Here is a 26,598-nt window from a genome sequence, read left to right as displayed (position 1 = left end):
TCATACCGTTGTTTTAAACGGTTTATGCGGTCGTAGCCGGTACTTCAAAAGCCTGGCTATCTATCTATGCTACTCCAGGAAATGCGGCAGATCGAAGGAGAACTGGTTGATGAGCGGTGGCGGCAAACCTTGCTGCTCATTAAAACTGCGTTGCCATTCCAATTGATTTTGCAATCCCGGATCGCCCAGTGCGTTCAGGTTAGCCCTTACCAATGGCGCCATCAGGCTGCCTACGGCAAGTGCGGAGGCATCGCGGTTCCTGTAGATCAGGTTTTCGACCTGGGTAGCGGCTATAGGGATATAATCGATCGCTTGCTGGGTAGCCTGTTCGAGCGTGGCCGCATTCGGTAAGAGGTCGAGCACTTCTTTATTGTTTACGGCTGCTCCTTTTTTTGCACGGAACAATTGCTGTCTCGAGGTAAATACCGCCAAGGCAGCGATATGCCGCGTTTCTTCTGATTTGGAAAGGTTATCATCGCCATAGGTCTTCCAGGTCATACCCTTATCGTTTGCCGTATCGAAACCGATGCGATTGAAATGATCATGAATCAGTTTAAGGATGAATTGCTCCTGTTTACTGGCGGTAATCAATAGATAAGGCTGCAGCAAAGGGTTTTGTGCCCTTACCTCGTGCTGTGCCGTGTACACATGAATACTGTTTAAAACTTTAGTGCGGTTAAGCAGGTGCCCTGCCGCAAACGCGTCGGTGAGGAAATGGCCTGCCGCGGCATCGGTAAAAAGCGCCTGGTCAAACGCCTCGCTTTCCGCTCCCTTGCTTTGCCGGGCCATATCCAGCGCAGCGTTATGCAACCGCTCCCATTCACCGGCATTCACCGGCGAAAAGTGTTCTTCATTTTTTTCGGCCAGGGCGGTATACCGCCCGCCGGTAACCTTATTGTAAGCAACAGCGGCGCCGCCGGCAGAGATCTGGTGCCTGCGTTCCTTATTGATGATCGCGAGCACGCCTTCAATTTCGGCCCCGGGCGCCTGGTACAATTGCATGGGTGTCTTATAGAAATCGCCCATCAGGGAAATAATCTCCCCGATACTCAGCATACTGCCATTGGCCATGCGCAGCTTTTTACCCCTATAAAAAGCATCGTTTTCTATGCCTGCGCGTACCTCGGCGCCGTTGATCTTATACCTGTCCGCCCAGTCATTACCCGGTCCGGTACCCAGGAAATCCAGCAGTTCGCCCAGGGCGCTATCGCCGAGGTCCTGGTGCTCAGGGCTTTCGAAACGCCGCACCTGGTCTGTGCCCTGTTGCAGCGTGTGCGCCAGTTCGTGCGCCAGCAGGTGCTTACCCGTTTCCGAACCCGGATCGTAGGCGCCTTCATTAAAATAAACATCACTTCCCAGGGTAAACGCCAAAGCACCCAATTGCCGCGACATCTGCGCTGCATCGCTACCGGTATGGATCCTGACCTGCGAAAAGTCGGCCTGCATACGGTTCTCCATAAACGTACGCGTTGTATCGTCCATCGTATTGCCTGTACCTTGCGTGCCGGCAATACGGTCCGACAACACCGGCCCCGCCTCTGTTGCAGCCGGGCTTACTTTACGCTGCACCCTACCCCTCGTGGGTTGCGGCACGGCGCCAGTACCTGCGGCTGCAGACGTAACCGTTGCGCCCGGTTTGTGTACACTATATTGCTTCATAAAAATTCCATTAATCATCCACAGGTCAATCCTTTTGCTCACCCGGGCCACGCGGCTCCGGTTAGCGTGCTCTAAGCATAAAGCGTCCTATAAAAAGCTCTAGCGTAGCGTTATACCCTGGCATAGCCCAATATCTTGTCCATACTGGTTTTCACATAATCGAAACCGGCCACATTAGCGGCTTTATTGCCTTCGATGGTATATAAAAAGCCATCTTCAAAATGATGTACAATAGCGATATGACCCAGGCCCGAAGCCAGGCTTACCCGCCACCAGGCAACGATATCGCCGGGCTGGGGCACGTAAGCAGGACCAGAATCCTTAATGGCCAGGCCTTTATTTTTAAGCTGGTTAAACAGGTCGCGGGCGCCGGCTGTATACCGGAAGGGCATTTTTGACTTATCGCCACCCGCAGCCTGCAAGAAGCACCAGCTCAGGAAAGCCGCGCACCAGGCATTACCTTCTTTAAGTCCTGTAGGGTCCAGGTATTTCTTTACCCATTTACCGCGGTTGTTGCCACCAATCTCCCCGGCGCCGGCTTTCAGTTCGCCGATAGCAGCCATCAGCGCGGCACGACCCATGGTACTGCCGCCCATGGCCGCATCGGGCATTTTGGTAAAATCGATAACGCCATGCGATACGGCGGTACGCGGATTACTCAGTGCCCACCAGGTGATATCGCCCACTTTGCCATCAACCTTAAGCGGCATACCATGTTTGTCGAGGTGACTGCCCTGGAAATTGCGCACGGCGGCATAGGTAACGTTGTCGAATACACTGGTAACAGGTACATCATAGTCGAGTTCGCGTAATAAAAGCTGCAGGTTTTTTACTGCTGTACCCTGGCTTCCTTTTTGTAAGAGTTCCATGATCTTTGTTTTAAGGTGATGATTGGGCGGATATGGGTTTAAACGGTTTTACCGTCTTTATGATATTCTCTTTTGACGCCTTTCATGATATCGGCAAATGTTACGGTACGTTCGCCACGGCTCAGCACCTGCAGCGACGCATATTGTACGATATTCATAATGGCCGCGCCGGAAAGCTCGTATTGCCGCGCCAGGCGTTCCAGTTCCTGGTCCGAAGGCGGCGTACACCTGGCACTGAAGCTGTTTTTCCAGAGCCGTAGTCTTTCGTTCTGCTGCGGTTTTGCGAAATAAATGATCGACTGCAGCCTGCGCGTAAAGGCTTCGTCTACATTGTTACGCATATTGGAAGCCAGGATAACCAGGCCTGGATAGTCTTCCAGTCTTTGCAGCAGGTAAGCGATCTCCTGGTTGGCATATTTATCATGGGCATCGGTAATACCGGTCCGTTTTCCGAATAAGGCATCGGCTTCATCAAAAAACAGGATCCAGTTTTTGTTTTCGGCCTTGGCGAATACCTTTTCCAGGTTCTTTTCGGTTTCCCCGATGTATTTGGAGATGACCATGGAAAGATCTACCCGGTATACATCGAGGTTGAAAGCCTTGCCCAGCAACGAAGCGGTAAGCGTTTTACCCGTACCCGGCGGACCATGGAACAAGACTTTATAACCCGGCTTTACTCTTTTAGCCATACCCCAGTCGCCCAGCAGCGCCGGGCTATGTTGCAGCCATATCGTCAACTCTTCCAGTTGCGCCATGGTCGCTTCATCGACCACGAGATCCTGCCAGTCCATGGTGGTCTGCAATTGTTTGGCCGGGAACTCGGTGCTGAAATGTGGCTTGCGGATCTTACCCGTGGTAAAAAAATCGATATACTCTTCGGAAATAGCCAGGGTAGCGCTGTAATAAGGTTCCTGGCCGGAGCTACCGCGGTCCAGTACCAGGATACCATGCGCAGAGAATACATGATCGGGTTCGAAAAGCCGCGCCAGGTAAAACCTGCGGGCCAGGTCGTTACCCGACAGGATAAACATAGCCGTTTCGATGGTGGGCAGGAAACCGCCGTGCCTGCTGCCTTTCACCCCACCAAATTCGGTATACCCGCGACCCAGGCTTTTGTTGCTTGTAAAGAACACATCGAGCAATTGCGGTTGCAGGTGCGGTACCAGGGCCAGCATCAATAACAGGCGTTCATCGGTTGTAAGACCATAGTACTGTACAAAACCGGCATACACCGAGCCGTCCTGTTGCAGGTCGGGCGGTGGTGGCGGCGCAGGCGCATCTGCCGCGGCCCCTGTATTGTCGGCGGGTCCGGTAGTACTGTTAAAATAAGCGTCCAGCCTTGCGTTGACCACATGTGCAAACCAGGTCAACTCGCGCGCTAGACTCTCTGCATTATATTGCAAGGGACTTAAAGACTGCGCCGGGGGGCTGTTCTGTCCTTCAGGATTATCTTCTTTATGTGCGGTTTCCATTACCATTCTGTAAAAATTAAATAAGTGTTCCAGGATAGCGCCAGGGTGCCATATCCCCAGGGGATGCTTTCCAGCAATACGTCCAGCGTTTTACGCTCCACCACCAGCTGCCAGTCGCGCTCCCTGGGAAAGAGCATGGCTTCCCGTTGCAGGAAGGCGCTGCGGAAGCCTTCTACCGAAGTATTCTTCAGGGCTGTCCAATGCGCGATCACGGCTTCGAGCAATGTTTCCGCTTCTTTGATTTCGTTATCATCAAAAGTATAACCGGTATACAAGGGCTCCTGCAGCGGCATACCGCAAAGCAGTTTGCCCAATACGAGATCGTATTCCTTACATGTGGTGTTACCGGTAACTATAAAATGAAGCAGGCAAACGGCTTTCTCGCGCGCTTCTGGACTATGCCATGCACCGTCCTGCCAGTAACCCAGGCTGGTAAAGAGCGGCTTCAGGTAAGGGCCAAGCAATACCAGGCCCGCATCGCGGATCATGATCCTTTCTGGCCCGGGAAGGGTTTCCGGCAAGTCAACTGCCGGCTCCCCTATCGGTTCCGTTAGCGGCGGCTGTTGCAGTTGCCCGGATGGCAGATGCAGGTTATCTTTCAGCTGCGCTTTCAATATCCCGCTCTCTTTATCCTGTTCGGGAAAGAGGTCTTGCAGGATCAGCAGGCTCAGCAGTTCGTTGATGTTATCCTGTTTTGCATGGGCAAAAAGTTGGGGCGCATGTTCCAGCAGGTATACCTGGTAGCCGGGGGCATATTGTGCCAACCGGGCCAGCACCCGGGCCATAAGACCGCTGCCGGCCGGACCGGTTACGGTCGTACCGCCACCCACCGGCTGATCGGACACCAACGCTGCCGGCTGCAGCTGCGGTATACTTTGTGCCGAGGGCAAAGCAGTGTGGAGCAAGGCCAGCCTTATGTCCTCGATCACGACGGGCCAGGCGGCCTGCGCCTGCCGCAGCAGGTCTATCTGCGTAAACAGGAACTGCCGGAAACCGGAATCCAGTTGTTTAACTACCCTGCGCCATACGCGGATGTTGCCGGTATGTTGTTTAAAGAAAGCCAGTAATGCCGCGGGCATACGCTGTATAAGATCATTGCAGACCGAGGTCAAATCGTATTCATCCGGGTCGGCCCACCAGGGCAGACGGCCGGTTTGCATAAAACAGGTAAACACCTGCAATACCGTATCTATGGCCGTTACCGGGCCACCGTTATGTTGCTGCCGTTGTAACTGGTCGACCAAGCGGGCTTCGAACAGGGCGCTGAACTGCAGGGCAAACGCTTCGTCCAGGGTGGCGGACGGCAGGTTGCCCAGATCCAGGTCCAGCCTGCCGATCCGTACCGTTTCGTTTGCCGGTATATGCCGGGCGCACACGCGATCGATGATCTCCGCCATCATTGCCTGTAACCCTCCCGCGATTGCCTGGCGCAAAGCAAAGGCTTGCTGCTCGTCACGACAATGCAGGTCAAATTTCAGGCTATGGACCAGGTTATGCATCAGGACGGTAATTTTTCGGGTTCTGTACCGGGTTCCGAACAGTCGCAGTCCTCCTCGCATACGCCACAGGGACGCAGGGTATTGAGCACCGTTACCAGCGGGTTCACTTTTTCATAGGCCGGAATTTCGGTCATCGACATTTCTTCCAGCCAGTTGTAATAGGCCTCTTCAAAACGTTTCATCTCGGTAAGCCCCAGCCATACGATACGGGGCTGTACATGTGCCGGGCTCTCCGACACGATCGTTTGCTCCACATGATTCCGGAACGTGGCATCCCGGAAGCGTTTGGGCCAGCAGGGCAATACCACGGTGGTACGGAACGAATAAGGATCTTCGTTGCTGTCGCAGGGATTGGCCTGGCAATACCAGTCCATTTCCGCACCCAGCCAGGCCATCAGGGTATTGATCGCTACTTCGATATCATCCTTGATCGCAGCGCCCTGCTCTACCTGCGCTTTGGTCTTTTTGTTATAGGCAAAAAGACTCTGGGCCAGCACTTCATTGTTATCCCCGGTAAGGATAAACCCGTACTTTATTTTGGATGCTTCTTCTTCCTGGTTAGAAACGATACGGTAGTTCACCCGTTCGGAACCATATTCTCGTATATCTTTTACCCGGGCGGACAAGGCCGTATAACGCCGGAACTTAAGCGGTACGGTAACCGAGCGGTCGTCGCTCCAGGTTACTTCCTGGAAGAGCAGCGATTGTTTTTTCTCGTTGATATACTCCAGTATCCAGGGCATTTTATCATAACACTTGTCGGCAGGCACGCGCGATACTTTTTTACGGTACAAGGGCACAGCGCCTTCATCCAGGCCAATACCCAGGTCGCAGAAATCGAGGCAGATGTCGAGGAAGGAGACGGGCACAGATTCATTGTTTTCGTCCAATACCTCGTCCAGCCGGGGGCGCAGCAACAAATGCTCCACCAGGTGCAGGCCTTCGTTATCGTTGATGCCTTTCATGACCTGCAACAGCGTAGCCAGCGCTTCATCCCGTAATTCCTTTTTATCAAAACGGGGACTCTCGGCCAGTAACACGGCCGTTTCTTCGGCCGGGCCATCCCATATTTCGAACCAGAAGCTGCCTACGGGTCCTGCGGTCTTGCGCGCCCGGCGGTTCAGGTCGTCGTACAGTTTGATATGCGCCGTATTATCGGCATGCTCCAGGATATCGCTGATCAGTTGTTCGGTACAGCAGCCTTCTACACTTTCCACGCTCGTCAGCAATACCTGTTCATTGTTATCGGGATGCAGGAGTTTCACCACATTCAGGGGTTTGCCTTTCTTGCTGAGCTTTTGTTCCTGCTGCTTTTTCTTGTTCAGGATCATAACCGGCTCTGTAGTTATGAACCGGGGCGACAGGTCGTGCCGCCGGATGCTGCCAAAGCCCAGCAGGCGGCCGATGCGCCGTTCGGCGCCGGATACATTATCGGTATCCCAGAAGTCGGGACTGGTATAGTTGTACCCCCTGCCGCGGCCCGAGCTGATGGGCGTATATTCACCGTCTTTCAGCATACGGATCTTATCGTCTACCAGGCGTTCGTCTGCCGTAGCCGGGTCCAGCCAGCGGTTAATGGCATCGTAAGCGCTCCGGTCTTCGGAGAAACGGCCCAGGAAGTGCTCCAGGAAACGGTTACGGCGCACCAGGAATTGTTCGCGGCTTTCCATAAGCTCCTGTAATACGATAGAGAAGTCCTGCATTACCTGGTCGAAATGGCCCGCGCCGCGGCCTTTTTCGTCGATCAGCAGGTCCTGCAGACCGGCTATCTCCTGCAGTACCCGGTTGAAATAGGTATGTTCGGTACTCTCATCCATAGTAAAAAGATCGCGCAGGTGATTGAGTTGTACCAGGTGACCGGCCAGCAATTGTTCGAAGAACAGCAGGTACCCTTTAAGTTGTAAAGCCTGTACCTTGCGCTTATCGTCGGCACTGCCCGGCAGGCCCGCCCTGTCGCTTACCCCATAGGTCATCGGCAGCGAATAGGTAACCGGGTAGTAATCTTCCAGCTCCATATTTTCGCCCACAGGCACGGCGATATCGAGGCTTATGCCTTCCAGTTTGTATGTACGTTCTGCGATCTTAAAGTCGCGGAACAGCTTCAGCATCCTGTTCGACCGGCGGTCTTTGACATTGCCGGTATTATAGGTGATCATTTCTTTTTGTTTGCAGAAGATCACCTGGCTCCGTTCGGGACTGATACGGGCTACTTTCCTTTCGCGCTGCAGGAACCTGACCCATTGATCGAAATAAGCCTTACCCGCTTCTTCGTTTTCAAAACCATCGAAAGGCAGGTGCAAATAGGTAATAGCGATCACCCCTTCAATATCGGCAATCTCGTTGATGATGTCGGACATACGGATATCGCGGTACAGGCTGGTCTTTTCAATATCCCTGTCTTCGATAAACCCATGTTCCAGCGCCGGTCCTTCGAAGATCTCATCGGTATCGTACCCTTTTTCCAGCATTTGCTGCAGAGTATAAAAAGGTACGGAAGGCGTAAAGTATTTATAGATGATAAAGAAGATGCGGGCCAGCACCAGGTCAGGATCGGCATACTCCTGCAGCGTGACCGATGCGCCGATGCCGATATCTTCATATTCGACAGCATTAACGGTCAGGAAATCTTCGCAAAGGCTACGGTTGGCCGACAGGCGTTGTACCACCTGCTGCCGTACCTCTTCGCGCTGATCTTCTTCCAGTACATTTTCTTCGTATTCCACCATTACGTTATAGATGCCCTCGAACTCCACGATCTTGGAAGGTATATATTTCATGGAAGCGATCAGGTCGAGCTCTTTGGTTATGCCATTGAGCCCGTTCCTGTTGTCCCGGAGCTGTTCCGCAAATTTTTCGCGGTTCTTTTTCAACTCTTCCAGGGCAATGGGGTCGCTCTCCCTGGCGATCTGATCCTCGATCTTTTTCAGGGCTTCGTTCAGCTCATCCTGCTTTTTGGTCAGCGCCTGCTGCCGTTGCAGGGCATCGTCTTTTTGTTTGGACAGGAAAGCGGCTGCAGCCTCGGGCGTAGCGGCTTCGATACCCAGGCGGCCCATACAAACTTCCTGCTCCTTGTCCTCGCAATGACAGTCTTCATGCGCTTTCAGTTCATAGGTATTATAGTCCACCCATACCGGCACTTCGTACTCTTTCGAGGGTTCGATCCAGGCATTGCGCACCCCTTTTACATCGATCATCAGCTTACGGTAATCGGTAATGGTCAATGCGCTGTTGTGCAGGATCTGCCTGGCGGTATAAAATACCTGCTTCCAGGTATCGCCGGTAAGCTGTTCGGGCGCCAGCAGGTCTTTGATGTCGAAGCCGGTACGGTAAGACAGGTCGGTAATGGCGTATAATACAGCTTCCAGGATGGTGATACCGGGGTCTGAATTATTATAATCCGTCCAATGGTCGCTGCCCAGCTTCTCGATCTGCTTAAAGCCTTCTTTACGCATCGCGGCGTAGTCTTCGGCAGGCAACAGCGGGTTTTCTTTTACTAAGGAAATGATATCGGGCATGGCATATAAGGTTTATAGATGAGCAGCAGGACTACTTATCCGTCTTTTTAATAGTGATTATTTTGGTACGCTTGGCAGGGCTTGTTTTTTTAGCGGCTACTTTCTTCGTTGCAGCCGCGTCTTCAGCTGCAGGAGCAGGTTCCGGCGAGGCGGGTGTAGCAGCAGCACCGGCAGGCGCTGCCGGAACAGCAGGGATTTCCTCCGCGGTTTTCTTCGCCACCGTGGCCTTAACCTCACGCAGTGATGCGCTAGTAGCTTTAGCAGCCGTCAACGTATCCTTCAGCGCTTCTGTTTTTGCTTTGACCCCGGTAGCGGTTTCTTTTTCCACAGCCGCATGGTCTGTAGCCACCACATCCTTAACCCTGTCCTTTACGTCCACAGGATCGATACGGGTATCCGTAACCGGCGCTGGTTTTGCTTTCTTCATTTTCTGGCGCTGCTCGCAAGGTGTTTCCAGTATGGGCGCCACATAAGGCCGGATCTGGTGCCGCGGTGCAGAAACGAGGATGGAACGAGGACCCGAAGGGCGTGCCACAATCGCACCGCTGTCTTTCAATGCGTCGCCGATCAGGTTTTCGATAGCATCGCAACCGGAAAGATCGGCAGGGCTGAACTTATCATCCCGCTTGCGTTTGCCGGCAGGTTCGGGGCAGCAGGTTTCCATACATACCCGCATTTCGAAGTCGGTGATAAAGTCTACATAAGGCCGTTCTTCGATAAAATTGATGATCGAAGAGGCATAAACCTTTTGCCCGAATCGGAAGGTTGCCTGTTCGTCGAAGGCCCAGGGCGTCAGGAAGCGCACCAGTTCGTCGTTAAGTACTTTCAGGAAATAACCCTGGTCGGTACCGGTATAAAACTTCACGGCGAAGGAGGTCAGTATCTCTTCATATACCGGGTTGCGGGCATGGATCTTTACAAAAGGCGAGCTCAGGCCCTGCAGGTAACGTTCTATATCGAGCAAGACCCTGCGGCCGGTCTTAGGCTGTAAAGGGTTAATGGAATTCCTGTTTTTCAGGTCGGCTACCGGTACAATCAGTACATGCCCCGGCGCTACCTGCGGACCACAGCAATGCGCCTGGCTGCCGGTTACCGGGTAACCCGAAACAATTACTTCGAACCGGGTATTATCCGTACCGTTCAATGCTTCCGTAGACAGGCGACCTGCGGCAATACCATATTTTACCAGCAGCTGCATAATCTTATCAGCCCTGCGTTTGGCCAGCATCAGGCCTTCGGGCCCGTCGCCGTAACCGCGTACCTTACCGGTAAGCTGTGTATTACCCAGCAGTTCTTTCGCAATATCGTCGAGCAGGATACCGCCATTGGGATCTTCCTGGGGCACCATAAAAGTCTTGCTATCGCTGCCGGAAACGGTTACCGTATCGCGGCACAGGCATTCCGGGTCGGTATGACTGATACATTTTACTTTATAAACCGTAGCAAAACGGTCCAGCACCAGGTGTTCATAATCCCAGGGTGTAATGGCGCGGTGTTTATGCCGGAGCCTTTCGCTTACACGCTGGTAGTATTCCCGGCCGGCTTCTTTGTGTTTACCATCGAAACTGGCAAAAGGTTGCTCTACTTTACTCACCTCGGGCACAGCGCTAGCCAGTTTGGCTATGGTACCCGCAGGCAACGCTTTGTCATAATGCGTGGCGTCATTGTTGTTGTCGCGGAAGGTTACCGTAACAGCTTGTGTACGGATATCGATCAACATAGGGATGCGGTTGGCATCTTGGGTAACGCTGGCGCAAAGCCAGTGCAGCCCGGCGGTAATGATGGTATTGTTATCGGTGGCATCGCCGGGGATATTGACCTTAACTATACCCGTGGTCTGGAAACCGTAAGTGCCATCGCTCACGATATCTTCGCCCCGCATGGGTTTCCATTCGTTGTTGCTGAGATAGGACCAGTTGATTGCAGGCGGCTCGTTGTCTTCATCTTCGGCGCTGCCTTCGGCAAACTGGAACAACATCGAAAGCGTCTGTAGCGGCTTTGCATTTTCCAGGCCGATAAAGAGCATACCTTCTTCCTGTATTTTGCCAGCGTACTGGTTGCTGATCACGGCCCGCTTGCTGCCCGTTACGATCACTTCCTGCAGGCTACCGTCTTTGAGCCTGCGCATATTGGGTTTCGTATGTTTAACCGGCGGCGATGCTACAGGCGCTTCCGGTAATGCATACACGCTCTTGTAGGTAAAATGCGGCAACAACCGTTCATCGGCATCCACCAGCAGCCAACCCCGCTGCCGGTCCATCTCTTCAAACGTAGCCGGCTGTGTGCCGGGCAGTGCCTGTAAAGCGGCCTTCCGGGCGTAGTTCGGCGTATCGTAGAAATAGTTGTAGGGCGGCGATCCCTGGGGCTGCTCCACATAGGGTATGGTATAAGTCTCTATAGCGCCAAAAGGATATACATGAAAAAACTGGTCGATCTCCTGGTCCAGGTTACGCAACTCGGAAGCATAACTCACCGAGATCTCCTTTACCTGGAATTTCATAGCCAGGGCCTGCCAGGTGCTGTTGTCGGTATCCGACAGCTTATTATCCTTCAGGAAGCTATTATTGTTATAGTCGCGCGTACTGAATTTAAGCTGTACAAAACCCCTGGTCGTTTTATCATCCACTTTATCGTAAAAGGCAATGGGCTTGCGGTCGGTTTGTGTATAACCGTAAGGGAAATAACGGTCGCGGAACAAGTCCTTGGACAGTGTTGCTTCCGAAAAGAGCTGTTTGTCATACTTCAGCTCGTTCCAGGACTTCTGCTCCAGGATACTGGTGCGGTAAAAGGCGTTCTGATCGGCGGCCTCTTCGTCGGAAGGCGGGCTGGAAGGCGGACTGGTAGGCGCATTGCGCTCCATAGTATGTTTGATGTGGATGGAGAGTTCGGTCAGGGGTTTATTAAACACTTCGCTGCTGCCCACATAAAGCGACTTGCCCGGTAAGGGATAAGCCGTAAAAGGATCGAAAGGCTTACCTGGTGTAATCAGGCCGTCGTCGTTCTGCAGCACCAGTTTTTTAAGCCCGTCGAAATGCGCGGCCATCAGGCTGTCTTCGTGCAGGTTGTGCGACCCTACACGTACCGACAGGGAAAGATCATTAAAACGCAGGGCATTAAAGCGGCCTTCGTCGATCTTTACATCCGGCCCCAGCAGCACCTGCATTACCGGCCATTGGGTCATAAAGGTTTTGCCGGCATGCAGTTTGGTATTATAAGGCACGATGGCCTTTTCCGCTACCGGCAGGTATACATGCAGCGTATTACCGCCCCGGTCGTGGTAATAAAAGGAAGTATCGATATTACGCGGAAATGCACCGCTGCGCAACTCGTTGTTGAAATTGTCGTATTCCCAGGTCATCAGCCTGCGTGCCACCGGCAGCCAGCCTTCTTCACCGCTGAGCACGATCAGCAGGTCTTTTTCGGCGGTATCGCCATTGTTGCTATCCAATTCCTTTTCACGGAATATTTCGCTGAAACCATCGAGTTTCCAGCTGATCAGGCGGTTGCCACCCTGCAATACCAGTTGGGGCGAGGCGATGGCAAAGCCGATCTGCGTTTGATTCAGTACCGTACCGGCATCTTCCATATCGCGGATCACCGCACAGGTATCGGATTTTTGTTTATCGTTCAGCACACCTTTACCAAAGGTGTACCACTTGGGATTGGGCGCCAGGAAAGGCGCGCCGTAACCATCGGCCGAGTTGGCCACGGGCCGGGCATAGATGGTTTGCAGGGTCTTATCTTCCGGACCGGCCTGCAGCGGCGTCTTTTCGATAAAGATGGTTTTCAGTTCTTTTACTTTAGCCTGGTTGATCACCAGGCCGGTATCGGTTGCATACACCTGTTCTATACCGCCGCCGTCCTTGCCGGCTTTGAGCGCCGTACCGGGATCCAGGCTGTATTCGGTTACTTCCTTGGCCAGTTCAAACACGACATGGGCCCTGTCAGGCAACGCATCCTTGGCCTGCAGCTGCAGCACTTCTTTATAGTAGAAGTCGAGCATACGGCCGGTAAGACCGTTCATCTGCTCCTGGGCCAGCCGGAACAGCTTCAGGAAGGCGATAAACAGCGCCATATGCGGCTGATGCCCGGGGTATTGTTCCAGTGCGAATTGCAGGTAGCGGTCCGACTGTTCGACCAGGTTATTGATAAAGCTGTAAAAACTATTAAAAAGCTCATCCGCATATAAAGCTGCGTTCCTGAGTTTATCTTCAAAGTTGTCGGCATCATAAATAGTCGCATCAGGATCTATGGCATCGTCCAGGCCCCATAATGCGTCATTACTGATGATGGTATAATCGAGTTGTAAAGGATGTTTGGCATCGATAAGCCGGTATCCTTCCTCGTAGGCGATCACACGCTGCATCTGCCCGCGCAGGTGTGCATCGATGGCCAGGTCCAGGTCGGTGCGTAAGGGGTTGCCGGGTATGGCAACACGGTACCACTGATCGATCTGCGCTGCCATTTCGAGTACGATATGGTAGAGAGATACGTATTTATCCCGGTCGGGAGCCTGTTCGAGGGCTTCACGCTGCGCATCGTAGCGCAGTTTAAACCGGCCGGCATCAAGCGTTGCAACCGACGATGCCAGTACGGCCATATCTCTCCTGAAGAACTCGCTCCAGCTCAGTTTCCCGGGATCGGTGTCGTCGTTGATCTTGCTTTCAGGTATATCGTAAAATCTGATCCGGGCGGCATAACGTTTCGCGAAAACCAGCAGATCTTCCAGGCTGCGCCCGTCCACGGGCGCATAAGCGGGATCCAGTGCCTGTAGGTATCGATCCAGTTGGCTGGAGCCGTCGCGGATGATTTCAGTATTGCAGTTACAATTGCTCATTGGGCAGGGTTTATAGATAAAAAAATAAGGAAGGGATACTATGCCGGGTTACGTTCGATATTGGTAGCCTCTTCGATATAGAATGGATAGGTGTAGTTGTAACGGGTGTTGGTGGTAATGATGGTATAGGGAATATCGAGTTCCAGTACACCGGCGGCTTCATCCAGCTTATAGGTAATATCGCCTACGATAATACGGGGCTCATGGATGGATAACGCTTCGAAAACGATCTTCTGGATCAGGGTGATGGTAGCCGGCGTCATGGGTTCGAAAATATAAGGCTGCAGGTTACAACCGAAATTGGGCAGCATGACCCGCTCGCCCGTAATGGTCTCGAGGATGATGCGGATACTGCTGCGCACATCCTCCTCCCCACTCAGCATTTCGGGACCATACCACTCCCGGCGAAAGGTAGGCGGAAAGTTCCAGCCGGTACCTAAAAATGAACGGTTACTATTTTCTTGCATGGTAAAAATTTTAGGGGTTAGTCTTTTATCCGCCGATGAGCACAGTAGCGCAGCCGGCGGTAATGCTGCCGCCATGAGCCGTGCTGTCGCCCTGGCGGGCTGCGGGTTTGCCGCCGATCAGTACCGTGGCAGATCCTTTAATGATGCTGTCCGGCGGTCCTGAGCACGTACACATATCGCCCACCACGGCAGCCGGCTGACCGCCGATGAGTACGGTAGGTACGCCGGGCGGCAGGATGGGGCCACCGGTATGCGGGCTGTTCGTGCCCGGGTTAACCATAGGACAGGTATGATTGTCGTTGATGCGGGCTGCTGCTGGCATGGCTTTTCTCTTTTAGCGGTCAGGAATAAAAATCAGTTGATCAACACCTGGGCGCCTTTAATGGTTACATTGGCGCTGGCCTCGATGGTAATACCCGACTGTTCCATTTTGATGCTGTTGCCGTATTCATCCTTCAGCTCCATAGCGCCGGAGTCGTTCAGGATAATGGTCTTATCGCCCGAGCTGGTTGTTACACTCAGGGTGAGCTTTTTATTGGTATCGTCGAGCAACACTTTTACTTTTTCCTTGGTAATCACGCCAAACTCTTCGTTCTCGCGGAAGGGCAGGGCTTTCTTATCCTTACTGTGCATACAGCCCAGCACAACAGGCTCCCTGGGATCGTCGTTGAGAAAACCCAGGATCACCTCGTCGCCGGTCTGCGGCCGGAAGTAAAGCCCGCGGTCCTGGCCGGCATCGGGACTTACAACCCGCGCCCAGAAGCCATCTCCGCCACCGGTAATGGTGGGCACATGTACTTTGAGCCGGTAGTTGCCCTCGGGATCGGCGGTATCGACTACGGTACCTACCTGCAACCCGTTTATACCGGGCAGCAGGCCTGCGGCAGGCTTGTTCATCACCTCTTCTTTTTTATAGAACCAGCCTTCGGCCCAGCCGAATTGTACATCGCTGGTCCAGTTGCCGTCGAAGTGATGCAGCACACCGGTTACCCATACATCGCCGTTAAAGCGGTCGCCTACGCCGGAAAGCGTGATCATCACGCCGGGTTTGGCATCGGCGCTGCCCTGGACGCGTACACGGCCCACGGCTTTCGACAGTTTGCTGCGTAAGGCATAGGCATCGGCCCAGTCCTGCAATTGCTGCTGGCCCAGGTTTCCGGTATGCGTCAATTGCAGGTCGGCAGCCAGGATATCGGCCAGCTCAGAAGCCGTAATATTGCCAGGTTCCGTAAAGGTGGCCGTGCCTTCCGACGACTCATCGAGCTCCAGGTTGGTCGGGCTCCAGCTGTCGGCCTTTACGCTTTTCAGTTGCCGGCGGGCGTCCATTTCCGCTTCAAACTCCATGATATTGCTGCCAAATAAGGCAGTAAGTACCGCAGGGCCTGCGGCTACAGGTTTGCCGATTACGATCTTGCCATCGTCGGTCAGTACCAGCATACTATTGGCTTCGGCACGGGTAAGCATAAAGTCCCAGTCGGTAGTATCGAACTGTACCATTTGTTTATGCGAGAAGGCGGTTGTCGCGATCTCGGTCTGTAAACCGGCGCCACCGGCCAGTTCGGAGAGGATATCGCTATCGGTCTTTTCGCTGAAGTAAGCGCTTTTACGGGCGCCGGTCAGCTTTATGGCTTTATCCTTAGCTTCGACCATCAGCAGCGATCTTCCGCCCTGCCCTATTTTAATACTGTGTTTTACAATAATGCCTTCAAACACGGTGGTCACATCGCCATCGTAGCCCAGGCCTATCCGGATCTCGTTGCCCGGTTTGAAGAGGTCGCCGCTGCTCAGTGCAAAATCGCGTTCGGCAGCAGAGCCGTCTACAAACACCAGCCGGGCAGAGGCTATTTTATTGAACGTCTTTTGCACGGTAAGCTGGCTCAGCAATACTTCGTTGCTGAGTACGGCGCCATTGATCCAGACTTTCTGGCTTACGACATCGGTGGGCGCTGCGCTGCCCGGCGGGAAACTGGTTAAGCTCATGACGGTAACTGGGTTTTATGCTTTATTGTTTTTTTGCGGATAACAGCGGGTAAAAGTTCAGCTTCGTGCCGGGCTTCAGCTTCCGGAAATTCTTGATCCGGTTGGCTTTGGCCACCTGCAGGTAGTAGTGCTGGTTCTGGTATATGTTATAGGTAAGCAGGGGCAACAGGTCGTATTGCTTTACCTCTACCTCGTGCGTAAGATCCGGCGAAGACAACATACCCAGTACATCGCTGAGACCGGAGATGATGCGTTCGGTAAAGGTGGCCGAGATCTTGGCCCTGATCGGCAAACCGGCCAGGTCGAACATGGTATAGGTAACCGTCGAGGTGGTCAGTACGCATACATTTACAAAAGTGCCGTATTGTACCATCAGGTAGGAGGGGCGGTGTATGGTACCACGGATATTGGTGGTTACCCCCCTGAAAAGCGCTACCTGTGCGGTAACCGGGATCTTAACCCCGTTGGTATTCACGCCGGTTCCGTCGAGTATGAAATCGATGGTAAAGGTGCGCGGGCGAACAGCCAGGAAGGTAGGATCGGTCCCGTTCTTGCCGGGTATGGGCTTTTCATACCAGACTACATCTTCCTTTACCGAAAAGTTTTCGGGGTTAAGCATAGCCAGGAAGGGCACGCCCATCGGTATACCGTCGCGGTTGGTAGGGATGATCTTCAGATTAAAAGGCAGCTTGGCTGCGGATTGCGCGTCCATTATCTTTCATTTTTTTCTTTGATGATTTGTAAGACCAACGCTGCAATGGCTGCATCGTCGTTACCGGTATCGGACAGACCGGCTGAAGCTGCCGGTGCAGGAGCTCCGGCAGGGTCAGCATCGACCGATATTTTTATGACTACTTCATTGATCTGGACAGGCATGGCGTTATAGTTTTCGTTCGAAATATTGATAGGCCAGTTCTATGGTTTCCACAACCACAGCATTCTCCGTCGACCGGAAATCGGATACCGACCATTTTACGGGATAAGCCTGTACCACGCTCCATACAGCCAGCGGGTTGCCTGCCTCGTCCAGGAGGGAGATCAGGATATCCGCAGGTTTGAAGTCATAGATCACTACGGTATAAAAGGTATTCATGGCGGCATTCATCCAGTCCAGCAAAGCGGTATTGGTAAGCAGGCCCCGCTTCAGCACCAGGTTGGGATACTTGGTCCGTTTCGGGAACTTATGACTAAACCGGTTTTCGCCGCCTTCATTCACGGTTTCGGTTTCGATCTCGAACGAGAGTCCGCCTACATCCTGGAAACGTTGCTCGGTATCGCTATCCATACCGCTGATGCCCTGGAATTCGACCCGGAAATGGAAGCCCGTGGGTGGATAATAGCTGGCCATGTGTTATACGGTTTTAACTTTAATACCCTCGTGTACGAGTTCTATGGTTTCGATGGCGATCTCGTTGCCGGTAGCTTTGAGCCCCGGTCCTTCGCACTTCACAGGCCAGGCCTGCGATACCGACCATACCATTACCGGGTTGCCTTCGTCGTTGAGCAGGGAGATGGTAATGTCTCGGCGCTCCACATTGGGGGAGCCGTTATTGTTGAACCAGTTGAACAGGTCGTTGTTCTTTTCGGTAATACCGCGCTTCAGGCTGATATTGTTTACCTTGATCAGGCCCGGCCTTTTCAGCGGCACCGTGGTTGCCGACATCAGGCCGTCGCGGTACTCGATCGGCGATATTTCCTGGGTCAGTCCGGATACGTCCGAAAAGCCGATGTCTTCGTTATTCCAGGATACTTTATAATGAAAAACCGGGATGGGATACGTTGCCATAATATTTTGTTTTATTGATTTTTAGAAATGGTTTTGATGCAGGAATTAAGATTGTTGCATTAACTGGGTAAAGCTTAATACGATAAACTCAGCCGGACGGGCAACAGCCATACCGATCTCTACGTTCATACGGCCTTCCAGTACATCGATGGCATTCATGGTTGTGCCCAGGCCCACCCGTACATAATAAGCCTGCTCCGGTTTTACGCCGGCAAGCGCGCCTTCTTTCCATTTCAGGAACAGGTAGTTTTCGATCATGGCCTGCATCTTTACCCAGGTATTGATCGTATTGGGTTCGAATACCGCCCACTGGCTCGATTTCTTGATCGACTCTTCTACCATATTGAAGAAGCGGCGCACACTGATATAACGCCATTCGTTATCGTTACCGTTGAGGGTACGTGCGCCCCATACCAGGGTGCCATAACCCGGGAAGCTACGCACCACGTTGATGGATTTACCAGTAGACGAATCGACGTTGAGGTTTTCCTGTTCGCGGTTGGAGATCGCGATATCCGGACCGATCACCGACATCAGCGATTCATTGGCCGGCGCTTTCCACACCCCTTTGGTACTGTCCACACGGGCATACAGACCGGCAATGGCGGGTGTAGGCGGCAGGGTTACATATTGCTTTTTCAGTTCGTCCTTTACCTTGTTGTAGAGCACGGAACCCGCGCCGGCGGCAGAAAGGACCATGCCTGCTGCATGACCGGCCACCGATGGCGCCGCTACCCCTACCAGGGTATACGTATCGATCTGCAGGTTGGGCAGGTCATACTGGAAATCATAAGTAGTGACTACATTGGGATAATAAGCCGCTGCATAACGGTTCTCGGCTACCGACAGGCTCGCATCGCGGATCAGTTTAACATCGGCATCGATATCGCCGTTAGGATCGCTCGAGTTTTTCGGTGTCACCTGGAAGGGATCGATCAGCGCAAAACGGTCTTTAAGGGCAGCGGCCTGGGCGATCATTTTATTCACTACGTCCGTATAAGCTGCAGCATCGTTCTTAGCGGCTTCGGGCACCACCAGCAGGGTTACCTCGTCTACCTCGTACACCACGTCCAGTCCTTTTTTCAGGAGGTCTTTATCCACGCTGGCTTTGTAGGTATCTACCGCTACAATGTAACAGGTACCGCCGCCGTTGTCGTAAAAGTGTTTTACGGAATAGTACAGGTTGTTTTTGGAGCGCTGGGTGGCATCGTAACCAAAGCCCACTTCGTAGCGGCTGTTGCCATAATCCTTAACGGCAACGGTGATACTGTTGTTGGACTCGAGGGGAGCTCCGCCGTAAAAGTGCTCGAAGTCGCTCATGTTATTGATTTTGTTGGCCACCATGACCAGGTCACCCGGAGCCAGTCGGTCGGCCTTGGCCGTATAACCGATAAAAGCCGGTATTGCCGTTTCTACTTCGGCAACAGAAGGCGGCAGGGAAGATACTTCCTGCACATACACACCCGGGGTGGAGAGTTTTAAAACAGACATGTTTGTTAGAGTTTAAATGGTTAGGAATATTTCAGATAAAACAGCGTTGGGATTAAGGGCATTGATCATATCCGTGGAGGGATAAGGCAGGCTGGCGCGGAGTACCGTAGGCGTACCCGGTCCGGGGTAACGGTTGAAGTTGATATGGAGCGGGTCGTTGACCGCTGAAGCCAGGTACCGCTCCTGCAGGGCAATAGGCTGGGTGGATTCAAATACGATACTGAAGTCGGTTGCCGCCGAGCGGGTAAAAACCACGTTAGGATCGTTGCTTTCTATTTTGAGTGTATTGAGGAACTGTATCTTATCGGCCGGGTTCAGGTCTTTCATTTGCAGGTACAGCGGGCTGCTGCTTTGCATTTGTACCACGTACCGCCATATGGTCTTGCGGTTGGGAAAGGAGATGGTGAATGCAGGGCGGGCGGGCGCCAGTTGTTTGGCAGGCTCTACGATCCGGTAATTGGCCGGCAGCACATCGGCCAGGCTCAGGTCGATAACACCGGCCACTTTCAACCCATCCAGCGGACCGGTATAATAAAACGCTTCGATGGTGACACCGTCGACCAGCAGGCTGCAGCGGCCTTCCGGCAGCGACAGCAGGTTAAAGACCAGGGCGGCTTTGCCGTTTTCATTGATCAGCGATTCGGGCAGTAATACCGCACCGGAACGGTGCACCACCCTGGCCTTACCGGGAACGATGGTGGTATTGTGGTTGTACCGGTATACCGGCCCGGCGCTTTTTATCAGATCCACACTGCCATCCACCCCGTTTGCCGATGTGCTGAGGTGCAGGTTGGCACGCGGTGCAGCGCCGTCGCCCACTTCGTTACTGAAGTACAACAGGCTGTTGGCCGGCATGGGCATAGGCAACAGGTTATAATGATAGGAAGCAGCCTTTTTAAACAGGATAAAAAAGCTGAGCCGGTCGCCTTTGCCCGGCGCCACACGCAACACATCGTTGGGTCCCGATTTACCGATGGTATTGGCCAGCAGGGTAAAGCCGGCATTCCGGTCGGTTCTTTTAAAGATCATATCGAGCCTGCGCAGGGTATTTACGGTGGCTTCGGTAGGCAGGATGTCCATATCCGTTTCCGGGCTGATGCGGTAGCCCGGGCCTATGCCGTTGGCATAGTACAGCTGCCGGATGCCCAGGCTGAACAGGGTGCTGTATTTTACATGTATTGCATTCATGATTAGGGCTCTTGAATATTGAATTCGGAAACAGGGATTGCTTTTTCTTTAGGTTGCGTATCGAATACGGTAAGCACATTGACCTTGTACATAACATTCGGCAGGTATTTGGTACCGATCATAGCCCAGAGGTTATTCTGCTGTTCAAAGCCCAAGTTCATCATCCGGAAGGAGAGGCGATCTACAAGCTGCCAGGGCGTAGCCTCGGGGTCGGTAACCGTACCATTCATCGCCGGGTAGCGCTGCCGGTCGAATACGGGGTTGGCCTGGAAGAAGCTGATCACATGGGTAAGATCGCGCAGGGCCATCGGGTAGCTGCTCCTGTGTGCGGCAAAGAGCACGCTCAGCTCCAGTTCTACCGGGGGATTGAGCTTATACAGGTCGTTATTATCCGCCGCCATAAACAAGGGCCTTTTGCCTTCGCGGCGGCCTTCTTCGATACCGGCAAGCATCATGTACACATGCAGGTTATCGTTAAGGTCGATGGCGCCTCCGGGAGCGGCCAGCGCCTGCAGTTCTATATTACTTCCGGGAGCATATAAGGCAGGATCATTTTCGCGGGCCACGAAATAGGCATCCAGTTCATTTTTTATAAATGTCAGGGCAGTACGTATCATGTATTAAATTTGAAAGATTTAATAATGGGGATTCCGGTCCGCGCAGCTAAGAGGCCAGGGAGCATTTGCCGGTATAATGCGGCAACAGTAGTAACGGACACGGAAGGGAACCTCCGGCAGTCCTGTTGTAAAAAAAATTTGCGAAGCTATCCTGAACAGCGGGTAAATAAACTTACCGGCCCGTTCAAAAGAGGGCGTATAAAAAACAGTGTTTTTTTTCGAAGAAGGTCGGGTCTGTCTGTCAGGAAAACTAAATTCCGGGAGCCGCCGATAAAGAAGTGAAGAAAATGCTTTTCATGGTCGTTGATAGGTTTGGTAATTTCCCGGTTCTTGCCGGGCCGTCTGTTTGGTTCAGGGTAGGTAAAGGCAGCGGGTTTAACTGTCTTCCCGGGACAAAATTATAATTTAAAAATCGAAAAAAAATCCATTTATAGCTGCGGCGTGGATTTATTAGAAAAATTAAAATAAAAATATCCATATTTAATTTAAAATCAAAAAATTAAAAAGATGCCCAAAATGCAAGCCGGCAAAAAATACGTGAAAACACCTAAAATTAAGATAATCAATATACATACAAATAATTAACACCCGCAATCCGGGCTTGGCCAACAGGATTTAAAAACGGCAAAAGCTTAACCACAATACGTTACGTTTAACCGTTGCTGCCGGCAACTTAATTACTTAATCAAGAGGTAACACCGGGATAACATTAATTAAATATTATCATTATTTGTAGCGCTGAAAAATACAAAATGAATCATTCATTTTTGTATTATGAACCCTGCTGCATTTATATCCGAGACCTCCGCTATGATAGACGGGGCGCTGTATTTCAGCGAATCAGAACATCCCTTTACGGTAAGCGACTGGGGAGCCGTAGCTCCCGGGGAACGCAACGACAAAATTGCGGCTATGCTACAGGCCGATCCCGGCAGCCTGAAACAAGTCGATCCGGCTGGCTTCTTCGAACGCCTGGGCCGCAGCAGCGATCCCGGCGATGAGGTACTGGTGCAGAATGCCGCAAAGCTCAACAAATTATTTACCTACCTGCAGGAGCAATTGTCCGATATAACCGTTACCCGGGCCGAAGGCAGCAGCCGTATTCCCATCGTTATTACCGGCTACCTGCCGGGGCAATCCTGTATAGCCATCCAAACCACTGCCATAGAGACCTGAGCCGAAGGATGCAGTCCTGATCCAGTTCACCCCAAAAACCCCTAAATAAAGATGAACGCAATGAAACACTTCAGCGTAGTGGCACTCCTGTGCCTGCTCTTCGCCTCCTGTACCAAAGACAAGCTGCCTGTACCCGGCCAGAACCCGACCAGTCTGCCGGCTACCGTGGAGACCCTGATCTCCGGCTTTCCTGAAGGATTTGAATCGGGCAGCAAAGCAGCTTATGCTATCGGTAATGTATCGCTGCCCAGCGGTACCTGGAGCTTCGACGAGGCCCTGATCGGCAACCTGGCCACTGATGCCAAAAACGGCGGCAAATCGGTAAGGATCCGCAACAGCGGCAGCATTACCATGTTATTCGATGTAAACAATGCAGTACAGGTAAGCATCGCACATGCCAAGTTCGGTTCCGATGTAGCCAGCACCTGGCAGCTGTGGTACTCTACCGACGGCGGCGCAAACTGGGCGCAGACCGGCAGCAATGTCGTAACCGTTACCACCACCCTGCAGACTGTTGTATTCAATACCAACCTCAGCGGTCCTGCCCGTTTCCAGATCAGGAAGCTTGCGGGTAGCGGCCGGGTAAACATCGATGACTTCAGCATCGAATCCGATACTACCACAACCAATCCTCCCGATACTACGGTTATTACCCCGGGCGACAACAGTAACCTGCTGATGGGCAACCCAAGCAACGCGGCTACCGACATTGCTATGCCGGCCAATTACCTGATGGATAAAACCTATTACAGCTTGTCCTACAACAGGGACCGCGGCACGCCCAACTGGGTATCCTGGCACATGAACGCCAGCGACCTCGGCAGCACGCCACGCCAGGACGACTATCGTGCCGACAACAGCCTGCCTTCCGGCTGGTATCGCGTACCCAGCAGCGGTTACAGCGGCAGCGGCTTCGACCGTGGTCATAACTGTCCTTCGGCCGACCGTACCTCTTCGGTAGCCGCCAACTCTGCTACCTTCCTGATGTCGAATATGATTCCCCAGGCGCCCAACAATAACCAGCAAACCTGGAACAACCTGGAAGACTATACCCGCGGGCTCGTAACTGCAGGCAACGAAGTATACGTAATCAGCGGTGTATACGGCACCGGCGGCACCGGCAGCAATGGCGGTGTTACCAATACCATTAACGGCGGTAATGTAACGGTACCTTCCAATATCTGGAAGGTGATCGTGGTGATCCCTAACGGTAATAACGACCTGGGCCGCGTTACGACCAGCACCCGCGTGATCGCTGTCAATACACCCAATACCAACAGCATCAACAGCAACTGGAAAGTATACCGCACCTCGGTAGACGCCATCGAAGCGGCTACCGGTTACGACCTGCTCTCCTCCCTGCCCGTATCGGTGCAGAACAGCATCGAAGCCGTAGTGGATAACCTGTAGTTATAACGGAAAGGACAGGACTTATACGCCTATTAAAGCATCCTGAAACAGCAACAGGCAGCCGGTAGCGGCTGCCTGTATTGCTTTTAGCGGATCACGTCGGTATCGACGGGCGTATAACCCAGGTCCCGGCTCAGCGACAGGATCTGTCCTTTATGATGAAATTCGTGGGTAATAACATGGGTAAACAGCGTTAACGGGCTGAGCATGTCTATTCCCTGCTGCCGTTGTACAGGCAGGGGATTGGTGTACTGGCCCGCGAAGCGTTCTAAGAATAAGGTCATGAGCTGATCCGTTTTTTCGAAATAATCCCGGCATTGGTCCAGGGTATCATAAGCATCGAAAGGCGGGAAAGCAGGCTCCAGCTGCAAAACGCGGTCTGCAATCCAGTAGTGATAGGTATCGCAGATATGCACGAGCAGATTGCGTACCGAGCCCCTGCCGAATGCAGGGCTGCTGCGGGTAAAGTGCTGCTGCTGCATGGTAGCGGTGTATTGCAGCAATACCGCCCGGGAAGCCTGTACCAGGCCGTATTGTAGTTGTAAAAAGTCCTGCATATTGCTGGTTTCAGATATTAGTTTGCATAACCGTGCTCTAAGCCCGGCGCCGCAATTACGCGCCATTCAAGGCATCGCCGGCATACCGGTTTCTAATTTTGTTTTTGCGGGCATACATGTTTACTTTAGCTGTGGCAAAACAGTTTGCCTTTTACCTGTGAAATAACAAAAATTATGGAAGAAAGTCCGAGCATGCGACTCCCCTTTTACCTGAGACTTACCTGTATCCTGATATCTGTGACACTGATTATCCTGCTGATGCACGAGGGACGGACGATTTTTATTCCACTTTTCTTTTCCGTACTGATCAGCTTTATGCTGTTGCCGCTCACCCAATGGCTCGAACGGCGCAGGCTGCCCCGTGGCGCTGCTGCCTTTATTTCCCTGCTGTTGTTCCTCCTGGTGATTGCGGGTTTCCTCTCGTTTATGGGACAGCAGATCACCGACTTTTCCAAAGACATGCCCGAACTGGGCAACAGGATGCAGGTATGGATCCAGGAGCTGCAACAATGGATCAGCAAGCGCTACCATGTCAATTACAGCACCCAGATCTCGTACCTGAGCCGTGCCGGCGCCAGCATCGTCAACTATATCAGCGTAGTAGCCCAGTCGTTCCTGCTCGCGCTCAGCGGTTTCCTGATCTGGACCGTGTTCGTTTTTATCTTTACCTTTTTTATCCTTACCCACAGGGGCCTGTTGCGCCGCTTTATGATCGCGCTGTTTAAAGAACGGCACCATACCCGGGTCAACGAAGTGATGCTCCAGACCCGCCTACTGGCCAAAGGTTATATTGCCGGCCTGCTGATCGAAATGATCCTGGTAGCGCTGATCAACTGTACCGCCCTATTGATATTCGGTGTCAAATATGCGATCCTGCTGGGTATCCTGGCGGCGGTGCTCAATATTATACCCTATATCGGCATTTACAGCGCGGCGGCCCTGGCGGCCATTATCACGCTGAGCAACAGTACACCGGGCGATGCCCTGCAGGTGATCATCATCCTGCTGATCATCCACTTTATCGATGCCAATATCCTGATGCCCCGTATCGTTGGCGGCAGGGTTAAAATGAACCCGCTCATCACCATCGTAGCCGTGCTTACGGGCTCTATGCTCTGGGGCATATCGGGCACCTTCCTGTTTATCCCGCTGGCCGCCATATTAAAGATCATTTTCGAAAGGGTGAACGGGCTGGAACCCTGGGCCATACTGATGGGCACGGACGAAGACAAGAAAGCACTGAAACTGAAAAGCAAGTCACGCAAGCCACCGGGGACGGATAAGCCTGAAGAATAGACCCGGTTTTGTCGCAACCGGCGCCTAAGCATGGCCCGGACGCCCCGGCACGAAAACAACACAGCATTTATCTTTGTCCTGTAATATGATAAGTCATTGCCGGCGCTGTTTACGCTTAAACAGCCCGTTATCCTAAATAAAACAGCACCCAATGAGAAAGCTTGTATTGTGTATGCATACCTCGCTCGACAACTTTGTTGCCGGCCCCGGCGGCGCCATGGACTGGATCCATGTAGACGAAGAGATTTTTAAATATACAGGTAAACTGACCGAAGCCGCAGATACCGCGTTATACGGCCGCGTCACCTACCAGATGATGGAAGGCTACTGGCCTACAGCCGGCGATCAGCCTAATGCCAGCGACCACGACAAAGACCACTCGCGCTGGTATAATCATGTAAAGAAAGTGGTCTTGTCGCATACGCTGCAAAGCCAGGATCCGAACCTGCAGATCGTTAGCGATAACCTTGCGGCGCAGATCAGGCAATTGAAACAGGAAAGCGGTAAAAACATCCTGATCTTCGGCAGTGCAAGCGCATCGCATGCCCTTATGGAAGCACAGCTTATCGATGAGTTCTGGCTGTTTGTCAACCCGGTTATCCTGGGTACGGGCATCCCGTTATTCAAAGATACAACCGGTAAAGTGCCGCTCGACCTGCTGAGTGTCGTGCCCTTTGCATCGGGCGTTGTAGGACTTCATTATCAAAAACGCGCTTAAAAAGCAGATCACGAAAAGAGGTCTTCCCGTTTATGAAAAGACCTCTTTTTATTTTTAACGG

Annotated in this window: 21 protein-coding genes; 4 read left to right on the top strand and 17 right to left on the bottom strand. The window is 52.6% G+C overall.

From position 1 onward, the window contains the following. Positions 1–69 precede the first annotated feature (69 nt). From B0I18_RS09380 to B0I18_RS09310, 16 genes are all read right to left on the bottom strand, one after another. Positions 70–1,659: an eCIS core domain-containing protein gene (locus B0I18_RS09380; protein WP_219905950.1), complete on the bottom strand. Its 1,590-nt coding sequence runs from the start codon at positions 1,657–1,659 to the stop codon at positions 70–72. Positions 1,660–1,769: 110 nt separating this feature from the next. After that, positions 1,770–2,528, bottom strand: a complete 759-nt coding sequence (locus B0I18_RS09375; RefSeq protein ID WP_106522425.1) for a CHAP domain-containing protein — start codon at positions 2,526–2,528, stop codon at positions 1,770–1,772. 38 nt (positions 2,529–2,566) lie between these two features. After that, the gene (locus B0I18_RS09370) at positions 2,567–4,000 is read right to left on the bottom strand and encodes an ATP-binding protein (RefSeq protein ID WP_106522424.1); all 1,434 of its coding nucleotides are present in this window, start codon (positions 3,998–4,000) and stop codon (positions 2,567–2,569) included. Next, positions 4,000–5,499: a contractile injection system tape measure protein gene (locus tag B0I18_RS09365; RefSeq protein WP_106522423.1), complete on the bottom strand. Its 1,500-nt coding sequence runs from the start codon at positions 5,497–5,499 to the stop codon at positions 4,000–4,002. The genes B0I18_RS09370 and B0I18_RS09365 overlap by 1 nt, the downstream gene beginning before the upstream one ends. Beyond that, complete coding sequence (locus B0I18_RS09360) at positions 5,499–9,014, bottom strand: hypothetical protein (RefSeq protein WP_106522422.1); 3,516 nt, start codon at positions 9,012–9,014, stop codon at positions 5,499–5,501. The genes B0I18_RS09365 and B0I18_RS09360 overlap by 1 nt, the downstream gene beginning before the upstream one ends. Positions 9,015–9,045: 31 nt before the next feature. After that, positions 9,046–13,851 (bottom strand): OmpA family protein, encoded by a 4,806-nt coding sequence (locus B0I18_RS09355; protein ID WP_106522421.1) that lies wholly within the window; start codon positions 13,849–13,851, stop codon positions 9,046–9,048. A 38-nt stretch (positions 13,852–13,889) separates the two neighbouring features. Continuing rightward, complete coding sequence (locus tag B0I18_RS09350) at positions 13,890–14,318, bottom strand: GPW/gp25 family protein (RefSeq protein WP_106522420.1); 429 nt, start codon at positions 14,316–14,318, stop codon at positions 13,890–13,892. A gap of 25 nt (positions 14,319–14,343) precedes the next feature. Then, positions 14,344–14,640, bottom strand: coding sequence for a PAAR domain-containing protein (locus B0I18_RS09345; RefSeq protein WP_106522419.1), 297 nt, complete (start codon positions 14,638–14,640; stop codon positions 14,344–14,346). Between the two features lie 32 nt (positions 14,641–14,672). Further along, on the bottom strand, positions 14,673–16,298 hold the full coding sequence (vgrG, locus tag B0I18_RS09340) for a type VI secretion system tip protein VgrG (RefSeq protein WP_106522418.1): 1,626 nt from the start codon (positions 16,296–16,298) through the stop codon (positions 14,673–14,675). A 22-nt stretch (positions 16,299–16,320) separates the two neighbouring features. Continuing rightward, positions 16,321–17,010, bottom strand: a complete 690-nt coding sequence (locus B0I18_RS09335; RefSeq protein WP_106522417.1) for a CIS tube protein — start codon at positions 17,008–17,010, stop codon at positions 16,321–16,323. Then, the gene (locus B0I18_RS25060) at positions 17,010–17,174 is read right to left on the bottom strand and encodes a DUF5908 family protein (RefSeq protein WP_181358402.1); all 165 of its coding nucleotides are present in this window, start codon (positions 17,172–17,174) and stop codon (positions 17,010–17,012) included. The genes B0I18_RS09335 and B0I18_RS25060 overlap by 1 nt, the downstream gene beginning before the upstream one ends. 4 nt (positions 17,175–17,178) lie before the next feature. Next, on the bottom strand, positions 17,179–17,646 hold the full coding sequence (locus tag B0I18_RS09330) for a phage tail protein (protein WP_106522416.1): 468 nt from the start codon (positions 17,644–17,646) through the stop codon (positions 17,179–17,181). A gap of 3 nt (positions 17,647–17,649) precedes the next feature. Continuing rightward, positions 17,650–18,084 carry a phage tail protein gene (locus B0I18_RS09325; protein WP_106522415.1) on the bottom strand — a complete coding sequence of 145 codons (435 nt, stop codon included), beginning with the start codon at positions 18,082–18,084 and terminating at the stop codon, positions 17,650–17,652. Between the two features lie 45 nt (positions 18,085–18,129). Continuing rightward, on the bottom strand, positions 18,130–19,575 hold the full coding sequence (locus B0I18_RS09320; protein ID WP_106522414.1) for a phage tail sheath family protein: 1,446 nt from the start codon (positions 19,573–19,575) through the stop codon (positions 18,130–18,132). 12 nt (positions 19,576–19,587) lie between these two features. Next, positions 19,588–20,763, bottom strand: coding sequence for a hypothetical protein (locus B0I18_RS09315; protein ID WP_106522413.1), 1,176 nt, complete (start codon positions 20,761–20,763; stop codon positions 19,588–19,590). Between the two features lie 2 nt (positions 20,764–20,765). After that, positions 20,766–21,380, bottom strand: coding sequence for a Pvc16 family protein (locus B0I18_RS09310; protein WP_106522412.1), 615 nt, complete (start codon positions 21,378–21,380; stop codon positions 20,766–20,768). Between the two features lie 774 nt (positions 21,381–22,154). Here B0I18_RS09310 and B0I18_RS09305 point away from each other — a divergent pair. Then, positions 22,155–22,556 carry a nuclease A inhibitor family protein gene (locus tag B0I18_RS09305; RefSeq protein WP_106522411.1) on the top strand — a complete coding sequence of 134 codons (402 nt, stop codon included), beginning with the start codon at positions 22,155–22,157 and terminating at the stop codon, positions 22,554–22,556. Between the two features lie 51 nt (positions 22,557–22,607). Continuing rightward, positions 22,608–23,966, top strand: coding sequence for a DNA/RNA non-specific endonuclease (locus tag B0I18_RS09300; protein ID WP_106522410.1), 1,359 nt, complete (start codon positions 22,608–22,610; stop codon positions 23,964–23,966). Between the two features lie 86 nt (positions 23,967–24,052). Here B0I18_RS09300 and B0I18_RS09295 read toward each other — a convergent pair whose 3' ends face one another. After that, positions 24,053–24,523, bottom strand: a complete 471-nt coding sequence (locus tag B0I18_RS09295; protein ID WP_181358401.1) for a DinB family protein — start codon at positions 24,521–24,523, stop codon at positions 24,053–24,055. 174 nt (positions 24,524–24,697) lie between these two features. Between B0I18_RS09295 and B0I18_RS09290 the strand changes: the two genes are divergently transcribed. Continuing rightward, positions 24,698–25,819 (top strand): AI-2E family transporter, encoded by a 1,122-nt coding sequence (locus B0I18_RS09290; RefSeq protein WP_106522408.1) that lies wholly within the window; start codon positions 24,698–24,700, stop codon positions 25,817–25,819. A 151-nt stretch (positions 25,820–25,970) separates the two neighbouring features. Then, positions 25,971–26,537 carry a dihydrofolate reductase family protein gene (locus B0I18_RS09285; protein ID WP_106522407.1) on the top strand — a complete coding sequence of 189 codons (567 nt, stop codon included), beginning with the start codon at positions 25,971–25,973 and terminating at the stop codon, positions 26,535–26,537. Positions 26,538–26,598 lie beyond the last annotated feature (61 nt).

The organism is Taibaiella chishuiensis (genome assembly GCF_003014535.1).
In the GTDB taxonomy this organism is placed as follows: domain Bacteria; phylum Bacteroidota; class Bacteroidia; order Chitinophagales; family Chitinophagaceae; genus Taibaiella; species Taibaiella chishuiensis.
This window is presented reverse-complemented; position numbering and strand designations above follow the sequence as displayed.

Excerpts from the sequence above, each read along its gene's own strand:
- B0I18_RS09380 (WP_219905950.1), bottom strand. The coding sequence starts at position 1,659 with ATGAAGCAATATAGTGTACACAAACCGGGCGCAACGGTTACGTCTGCA.
- B0I18_RS09375 (WP_106522425.1), bottom strand. The coding sequence starts at position 2,528 with ATGGAACTCTTACAAAAAGGAAGCCAGGGTACAGCAGTAAAAAACCTG.
- B0I18_RS09370 (WP_106522424.1), bottom strand. The coding sequence starts at position 4,000 with ATGGAAACCGCACATAAAGAAGATAATCCTGAAGGACAGAACAGCCCC.
- B0I18_RS09365 (WP_106522423.1), bottom strand. The coding sequence starts at position 5,499 with ATGCATAACCTGGTCCATAGCCTGAAATTTGACCTGCATTGTCGTGAC.
- B0I18_RS09360 (WP_106522422.1), bottom strand. The coding sequence starts at position 9,014 with ATGCCCGATATCATTTCCTTAGTAAAAGAAAACCCGCTGTTGCCTGCC.
- B0I18_RS09355 (WP_106522421.1), bottom strand. The coding sequence starts at position 13,851 with ATGAGCAATTGTAACTGCAATACTGAAATCATCCGCGACGGCTCCAGC.
- B0I18_RS09350 (WP_106522420.1), bottom strand. The coding sequence starts at position 14,318 with ATGCAAGAAAATAGTAACCGTTCATTTTTAGGTACCGGCTGGAACTTT.
- B0I18_RS09345 (WP_106522419.1), bottom strand. The coding sequence starts at position 14,640 with ATGCCAGCAGCAGCCCGCATCAACGACAATCATACCTGTCCTATGGTT.
- vgrG (WP_106522418.1), bottom strand. The coding sequence starts at position 16,298 with ATGAGCTTAACCAGTTTCCCGCCGGGCAGCGCAGCGCCCACCGATGTC.
- B0I18_RS09335 (WP_106522417.1), bottom strand. The coding sequence starts at position 17,010 with ATGGACGCGCAATCCGCAGCCAAGCTGCCTTTTAATCTGAAGATCATC.
- B0I18_RS25060 (WP_181358402.1), bottom strand. The coding sequence starts at position 17,174 with ATGCCTGTCCAGATCAATGAAGTAGTCATAAAAATATCGGTCGATGCT.
- B0I18_RS09330 (WP_106522416.1), bottom strand. The coding sequence starts at position 17,646 with ATGGCCAGCTATTATCCACCCACGGGCTTCCATTTCCGGGTCGAATTC.
- B0I18_RS09325 (WP_106522415.1), bottom strand. The coding sequence starts at position 18,084 with ATGGCAACGTATCCCATCCCGGTTTTTCATTATAAAGTATCCTGGAAT.
- B0I18_RS09320 (WP_106522414.1), bottom strand. The coding sequence starts at position 19,575 with ATGTCTGTTTTAAAACTCTCCACCCCGGGTGTGTATGTGCAGGAAGTA.
- B0I18_RS09315 (WP_106522413.1), bottom strand. The coding sequence starts at position 20,763 with ATGAATGCAATACATGTAAAATACAGCACCCTGTTCAGCCTGGGCATC.
- B0I18_RS09310 (WP_106522412.1), bottom strand. The coding sequence starts at position 21,380 with ATGATACGTACTGCCCTGACATTTATAAAAAATGAACTGGATGCCTAT.
- B0I18_RS09305 (WP_106522411.1), top strand. The coding sequence starts at position 22,155 with ATGAACCCTGCTGCATTTATATCCGAGACCTCCGCTATGATAGACGGG.
- B0I18_RS09300 (WP_106522410.1), top strand. The coding sequence starts at position 22,608 with ATGAACGCAATGAAACACTTCAGCGTAGTGGCACTCCTGTGCCTGCTC.
- B0I18_RS09295 (WP_181358401.1), bottom strand. The coding sequence starts at position 24,523 with ATGCAGGACTTTTTACAACTACAATACGGCCTGGTACAGGCTTCCCGG.
- B0I18_RS09290 (WP_106522408.1), top strand. The coding sequence starts at position 24,698 with ATGGAAGAAAGTCCGAGCATGCGACTCCCCTTTTACCTGAGACTTACC.
- B0I18_RS09285 (WP_106522407.1), top strand. The coding sequence starts at position 25,971 with ATGAGAAAGCTTGTATTGTGTATGCATACCTCGCTCGACAACTTTGTT.